7 protein-coding genes are annotated in these 6157 nt (G+C 48.6%); 1 reads left to right on the top strand and 6 read right to left on the bottom strand.

Translation table 11 applies throughout. The features are described 5' to 3' along the window. Window positions 1-185 precede the first annotated feature (185 nt). Complete coding sequence (locus JTA15_RS01515) at window positions 186-542, bottom strand: DUF4440 domain-containing protein (RefSeq protein ID WP_219372785.1); 357 nt, start codon at window positions 540-542, stop codon at window positions 186-188. A gap of 15 nt (window positions 543-557) precedes the next feature. Continuing rightward, window positions 558-1517, bottom strand: coding sequence for a LysR family transcriptional regulator (locus JTA15_RS01510; protein WP_047743995.1), 960 nt, complete (start codon window positions 1515-1517; stop codon window positions 558-560). Window positions 1518-1609: 92 nt separating this feature from the next. Here JTA15_RS01510 and JTA15_RS01505 point away from each other — a divergent pair, with 92 nt between their 5' ends. Continuing rightward, window positions 1610-2086, top strand: a complete 477-nt coding sequence (locus JTA15_RS01505) for a GNAT family N-acetyltransferase (protein WP_219372784.1) — start codon at window positions 1610-1612, stop codon at window positions 2084-2086. A gap of 108 nt (window positions 2087-2194) precedes the next feature. On the opposite strand, the gene JTA15_RS01500 is transcribed toward JTA15_RS01505, so the two are convergent. The 4 genes from JTA15_RS01500 to JTA15_RS01485 form a co-directional block, all read right to left on the bottom strand. Continuing rightward, on the bottom strand, window positions 2195-2581 hold the full coding sequence (locus tag JTA15_RS01500; protein WP_219372783.1) for a hypothetical protein: 387 nt from the start codon (window positions 2579-2581) through the stop codon (window positions 2195-2197). A 63-nt stretch (window positions 2582-2644) separates the two neighbouring features. Beyond that, window positions 2645-4588 (bottom strand): bifunctional diguanylate cyclase/phosphodiesterase, encoded by a 1944-nt coding sequence (locus JTA15_RS01495; protein WP_025204718.1) that lies wholly within the window; start codon window positions 4586-4588, stop codon window positions 2645-2647. 16 nt (window positions 4589-4604) lie between these two features. Beyond that, window positions 4605-5099 carry a molybdopterin-dependent oxidoreductase gene (locus JTA15_RS01490; RefSeq protein WP_020885054.1) on the bottom strand — a complete coding sequence of 165 codons (495 nt, stop codon included), beginning with the start codon at window positions 5097-5099 and terminating at the stop codon, window positions 4605-4607. Window positions 5100-5508: 409 nt separating this feature from the next. After that, window positions 5509-6096: a TetR/AcrR family transcriptional regulator gene (locus JTA15_RS01485; RefSeq protein WP_014169035.1), complete on the bottom strand. Its 588-nt coding sequence runs from the start codon at window positions 6094-6096 to the stop codon at window positions 5509-5511. Window positions 6097-6157: the final 61 nt, after the last annotated feature.

The raw sequence follows: 6157 nt of genomic DNA, 5'->3' as shown, positions 1-6157 counted from the left end.
AACGTCCGCTTCTGGCACAAAGCGGACCGACATAAGAGCCGCAAGGTTTGCTACGAGCGATAAGCGACCCCACAAACTTAAAATGAGTGCGGAGTAATGCCGCTATTTCAGGCCACTTCGTCGGCTGGCTTAACTCTCCCCACTTGAGATCCAGAAATCGTTTTCTGCGGTGCGCTCCTGGGACCTTATCCGCTCCCCGCATCAGGTGTCCCCTGATGGAATACCAGTTTCCATTGCCCGCTCCCGGCCCGCTCCCAACACGAAGAGCGCAAAGTCGGGCGAGTGCCGTCCGTATTGAATGTCCTGTAGTGCAATATCGCGACATCCTCTCGTATTTGGATGAGCTGAAAGTCGCTGCTGAGAATGGTCGGGATAACTGTTTCGGCAGAAAGTGCCTCGATTGTCTGCGAACGATCGATCAACATACCTGATCGTGTCATTTCCCTGAACTGGTCGTGAAGTATCTGTTCAAGCCATTCACGATCGTTGCGCCTGCTGCCATGAAGCGTGCGTTCCAGCGTTTTCAACTGTTCCAGAAGCATGGCATTTACCCTCATTCAAATTCGATTGTCAGTTTCATGGCCATAAATGTTTTGCGGCAACTCGTCCGCCAGCATGTGAAGTGTCGTCTTCAGCCATTTGGTTGCCCCTCTCTGGCCACTGCGTTTATGCGAGTAAATCTTTACTTCAAACGGGCTTATGGTGAACGGCAATGAAAAAATCTGAATACTGGCAGCATGTTTCAGCTTCTCAGCAGCAAAACGGGGAATGGCCATTAGCAGGTCGCTTTCCGCAACGATAAACGGAGCACTCAGCATGGATGGCGTCTTAAGCGCTATCTGCCGCGTATACCCCAACTGCTCAAGCCGTAAATCCAGTACCCCCTGCTTTTCGTTCCAGGGGGTTATCACCAGATGCCGTGCGGCAAGATAATCTTCCAGCGTCAGCTGTGTTCGGCGGGTATTGCTGATGACAACATACTCATCCTCAAACCAGTTTATCTCGTCCAGTTCATTGTGACGGATATCGTCGGGTGTACTGAATCCCAGCGCCAGATCCACTTCTCCTGCCAACAGTTCGTTCAGCGCCGGGCTGTGTGGCAAATAGCGTAAATCAAAGCGCAAGCCAGGCGCTTCCTGCTGCAGTCTCTGCATCAACGTCGGGAAAATGCACAACGCGGTAAAGTCCGTGATCGCAATCTGGATCCGCTCCGTGCTTTCGCAAGCCACGAACGCCGGTTGTACAGTCAGCTCCTGATTGAGAAATTTCAGTGCTGATGCAATAGAGGGCGCGAGCTGGGTGGCATACACGCTTGGGCACATCCGGTGGCCTTCCCGGTAAAATAGCGGGTCATTGAGCGCAATACGCAGTCGGGACAGTGCGTGGCTCAACGCAGAGGTGCTCATCGCCAGTTCATCCGCGGCGAGGCGAACGGAACAGTGCCGATAAATGGCGTCAAAAATGAGCAACAGGTTTAAATCAAGACGTCGTAGCGCTGGATGCATAATATTCATCATGGGGTGATTTCATTGCACTTAATTCTTCTGACAATACCCCCTATGCTTAACGCCATCAATAACGATGCCTTGCAAAAAAGACAGGAAAACATATGAGTATCAGCCTTCGCCAGGCCCGCCCGGAAGATGCCTCCGCTATTTACGATATGATTTATGAGCTGGCGGTTTACGAAAAAGCCCCGCAAGAAGTGGTCACCACACCGGATGAGATTCGCGAAACACTCTTTGGCGACGGCAGCCATACCGAAGCATTAATCTGCGAGATTGAAGGGACAATCGCCGGATACGCCGTGTTCTTCACCAGCTACTCCACATGGCTTGGACGTAACGGTATTTATATGGAAGATTTGTATATTTCCCCCGCTTATCGCGGCAAGGGCGCGGGAAAAGCGATGCTGAAGAAAATTGCGCAGTACGCCGTGGAACGGCGCTGCGGACGCCTTGAATGGAGCGTACTGGACTGGAACCAGCCCGCAATTGATTTTTACCTCAGCATTGGCGCATCACCTCAAAACGAATGGGTACGGTATCGCCTGGAGGGTAACGCGCTGTTGAACTTTGCCGAATAACGCGACCGTGTTGCGGCAAATTGCAGATGCAGGCTGCTTCTGTTGAGGGGCAGTCATGTTCGCGTTGAGGGGAGTATCAGGAACACATTGATCAGGCTTCGGGCCTGTTCAACCGCGGCGTGTTCGTCGGTGGAGTATTTCTTCGACATAATGGTCAATGGCAATATTGTGCTCACGGCTCACGCGCGAAATGAATATGTGCAAAAGCGCCAGCGATGCGTGGAGTGTGACTGCGACCAGATTGTCGAAGTCTTTCTGAGTGAAACGGTCATTCCCCTTCAGTGTCGAATGCTGGAGCAAGGTGTGGGCCGTGATCTCGAGGACGGCTCGCCTGTAATCGCTCGACAGCAGGACATTCAGATCGGTCTGGCGAAGATCAAACGTGAAGTTAAAACTGACAAATCCGGAATCGACCGGCAAAGAGTAGGTCAGTCTGTCACCCTGTTGCTCAACGTACGGTTCATACCCCTCCCCCATCAGCCGTTGCGACTGCATATCGCCCTCTCCTCTCTTCCAGGCACCAGGCACACGTGTTGACCAGGGAGCGTCACCGCAGGATTAAACAAGTGTTTCACCCGCTTTGATTGATTGACTGATAAAGGGTGCGGGCTTTCCAAAGAGATATCCTTGTGCCAAATCACACCCTAAACGTTGAAGGCATAACAGTTGATCATTGGTTTCAACGCCTTCAGCAATAATTATCATATCAAGGCATTTCGCCATGCCGACCATTAATTTTGCGATGGTCTGAGTTTCTTCATCCGTGGATATTGTTCGCACAAACGATTTATCGATTTTTATTTTATCAAAGCCTAACTGAATCAATCTTGAAAGGGAGGAATAACCCGTACCAAAATCATCAATAGAGATTTTTATGCCCAGCACTCTGAGCGCCATAAGGATTTCGATGGGGGTTTCACTGTCGGTAAACAGCGAAGATTCCGTCACCTCCAGCTCAAGCCGGGTAGCGGGCAACCCCGTTTCGGCCAGCACTGCGCGTACTGTATCGACAAAATTCATACTGCTTAACTGCACCGGCGACACGTTGACAGAGATCCTTGCCGGCACCTTCCATGTCGTGGCTTCCTTGCAGGCGATTTCAAGCGCGGCTTTGCCTATCTCATGGATGAATCCCGTTTTCTCTGCTACTGAAATAAAATCATCCGGCGCAATGATGCCCTTAACGGGATGATTCCAGCGCAGAAGGGCTTCATAGCCATATATTTCAGTGGTGTACGAATCAACAATCGGCTGATAGTAAACGACCAACTCTTTATTTGCGACTGCCACTGATAAATCACGCTCCAGGGTTCTGCTTTCCTCGAGCTTTTGCAGCATAATGCGGCGAAACACTTTGATCATGTTTAAGCCTGCACGTTTAGCTTCATACAGAGCCAGATCGGCAAACTTATAAAGATAATCTGAACGTCGTTCTAACTCTGAAACAACAATACCGACGCAGGTACCAATGGTGACGTTAGAGTTACCTATTATGTAAGGCTTTTTAATGCACTCACAGATTTCCATTGCCAGATTAACGGCACTTTCTTCTGTCAGCTCATGCGACAATAATGCAAACTCGTCGCCCCCGAGGCGATAGAATGTATTTGTTTCGTTGCTCATGGAAGATAAACGGTGCGCAACCTCACGCAATAACAGATCGCCGGCATCGTGACCAAAGCTGTCATTGACTTCTTTAAAGCGATCGAGATCAAACAACATGACCGTGACTGGCCTGTGTATGCGGCTCGCTATCGAGATGTTATTAATAAGATCATCCCAGAAATAAAGCCTGTTTTTAAGCCCCGTTAACGAGTCATGGTAAACGTCATACGCCAGTTTTTTATTCTGTTGCTGGAGTATTTCCTTCGATTTCTGAAGTTCATTTGCCAGGCTGGTAACCTGTCGGTGAGTTTTAAGTATCTTCCTGTTCTGGCAGACGTTTAAAACACCCAATATCGCACTTAAAATAATCAACAGAACCGAAAGGCCTGAATAGATACGATACAGCTTTTGTATATTCTGGTTTGTCTCGTTGATGGAGTTAACATCATTGGAGAGTGCACTGGATGAAAACTGGCTAAGGGAGGAATCAAGCGCATACATTTTCTCAAGATAATCAGCAAGTTGAGCGCGACTCATCCCTTCCAGATGATGATCAAGGTAATCAAGCGTTTCATGCAGATTTTTTGCCAGTGCATTATGGCTTTTATTCGACTTTACATACTTACCCAAATCGCCTTCTTTCAGTAACTCACGCTGGCTAAGCATGATCTCCAGCCGCATGCGGAGATCGTCCATGGTGATATCAGGATTATTGTCAGAATAACGGCTGATCCACGACTCCAGCCTGTAGTATTCTGAAACCATCTGAGAGACAGACCAGGAGTCCTTATAATGGTTGAGTTTTTGCAGATCCTCCTGCCGCTCATGCAAAAGAAATGAAATATACCCGGTTGTAATGAATAGGAAAAATATAATGCCTACCAGGATCCTGTTCATGCATTTCTCCAGATTATTACTCTACGACCATTTTGCTAATCTGCCATGCTGATCTCGAGTAATAGACCTGGTTATCCAACTCTTTGTTACTTTCATAAGGATAGACAATAAACAGAGGGCCCTTGTCGCGAACGCGCATATATTGGCCGTTCATTTTTATTGCAAGGATCACGTTATATTTTGTGAAGTCTTCAATGGGAATTTCAGTCGTATAATCATTGAGCGCGGTTACACTCAGAACAGTGCCTTTGGCGCCGACCAGTTCCATGAGTTTTTTCATGGGAATACCCTCAAAGCTTGTCTGGTCATTATACCATGGGTTACGGGTACGCATGGTAACGAGGCCGATTTTTTCCAGGCCAGCGATATCAAAGACTGCAGCGCCATTTTGATTACTGTTCTCGATTTTCCCGGAGATGGTTAACACGGGTTTCCCTTCAAGCTTAGGGAGTTCCTTCCCCCAGGAACAGGTCGAAATAATCAAGAAAAGTAGGGTGATTGCCATTCTCATGCGCGATGACTCCATTAAGGAAATAGGTATGTCTTGTCGTCTATTCTGACACAAATTGTTACCAGCCAACCAGATAAGACTCCAGGACGAAACGGTCCCGTTATACTCTCGTTTAACGGTCCATGACAGCCATCCCGACGTTGTTGCTTGCCGTATCGTCATTAACAAAGATTAGCCTTCAGACGTGTCCCTGTCTCCCTTTTACACCATGATAATATGAGACAGAGCAGGTTATTAAAATTGGACGAAGGCGGAATTTGAAAAAATTGTCGTTTCTAATCCCCCGTTGAGTCTTAAACGGTCAGAATTTGTGCGGAGTGGTCAATTATTGGTACGGAATACCCTCAGGATAGGTGCACATTGCGCCCTTATAAGCAGGTTAAAAGGGCAATGTCGTGCTATCGAGCGATCAATCCGATACAAGAATATTGTCGATCACCGGCTGGACGATTTGCTGAAATACTTTCGCGTCGTTAAACGCGCGTGCGGCTAACATGGCACCATGTACCGTTGCCATTAACTGCCCCGCCTCGCTGGCGTGGGTTGACCGGACAGTAAAGCATTTTTCCCTTTCTCCTCTCTGGAGCAACTCCGTCAGCCAGCCAGAGAGATCGGCGAAATGTCCCGTCACTTCCGAAGCGACTTCGGGCGGCAACGTCGGCAGTTCGGCGGCAAGCATCGCGCAGATACAAAATGGCGCAGAACCGTCCTGGATGCATTTGGCCCAATAATCGGCATAGGCCTGAAGTTCGGCAACCGGATTATTTAGTTGATGGCTTAATGCCTGCATTCCGGCGCGGGCCTCCTGGCGATACTCGCTCACGACGACCCTTACCAGCTCCGCCTTGCTTGAAAAATGGTGGTGAATACTCGCCTTGCGAATATTCACCTTTTCAGAAAGGTCGGCAAAACTGAAGCTTCGGTAGCCACCGGTGGTAAGCAATTGTCGCGTGAAAAATATAATGTCGTTTGCTTTCTGTGAACGTTCGGTGGACATAGCCGTAACCCATTGTCAGTATACAGATCAATAAGATATCAGAGAGCAGAGCGAAAACCTA

This window comes from Enterobacter sp. BIDMC 29 (assembly GCF_019378755.1).
Lineage (GTDB): Bacteria > Pseudomonadota > Gammaproteobacteria > Enterobacterales > Enterobacteriaceae > Enterobacter > Enterobacter ludwigii.
Note: the sequence above shows the minus strand (reverse complement) of the source record. Positions and strands in the feature narration are given on the sequence as shown.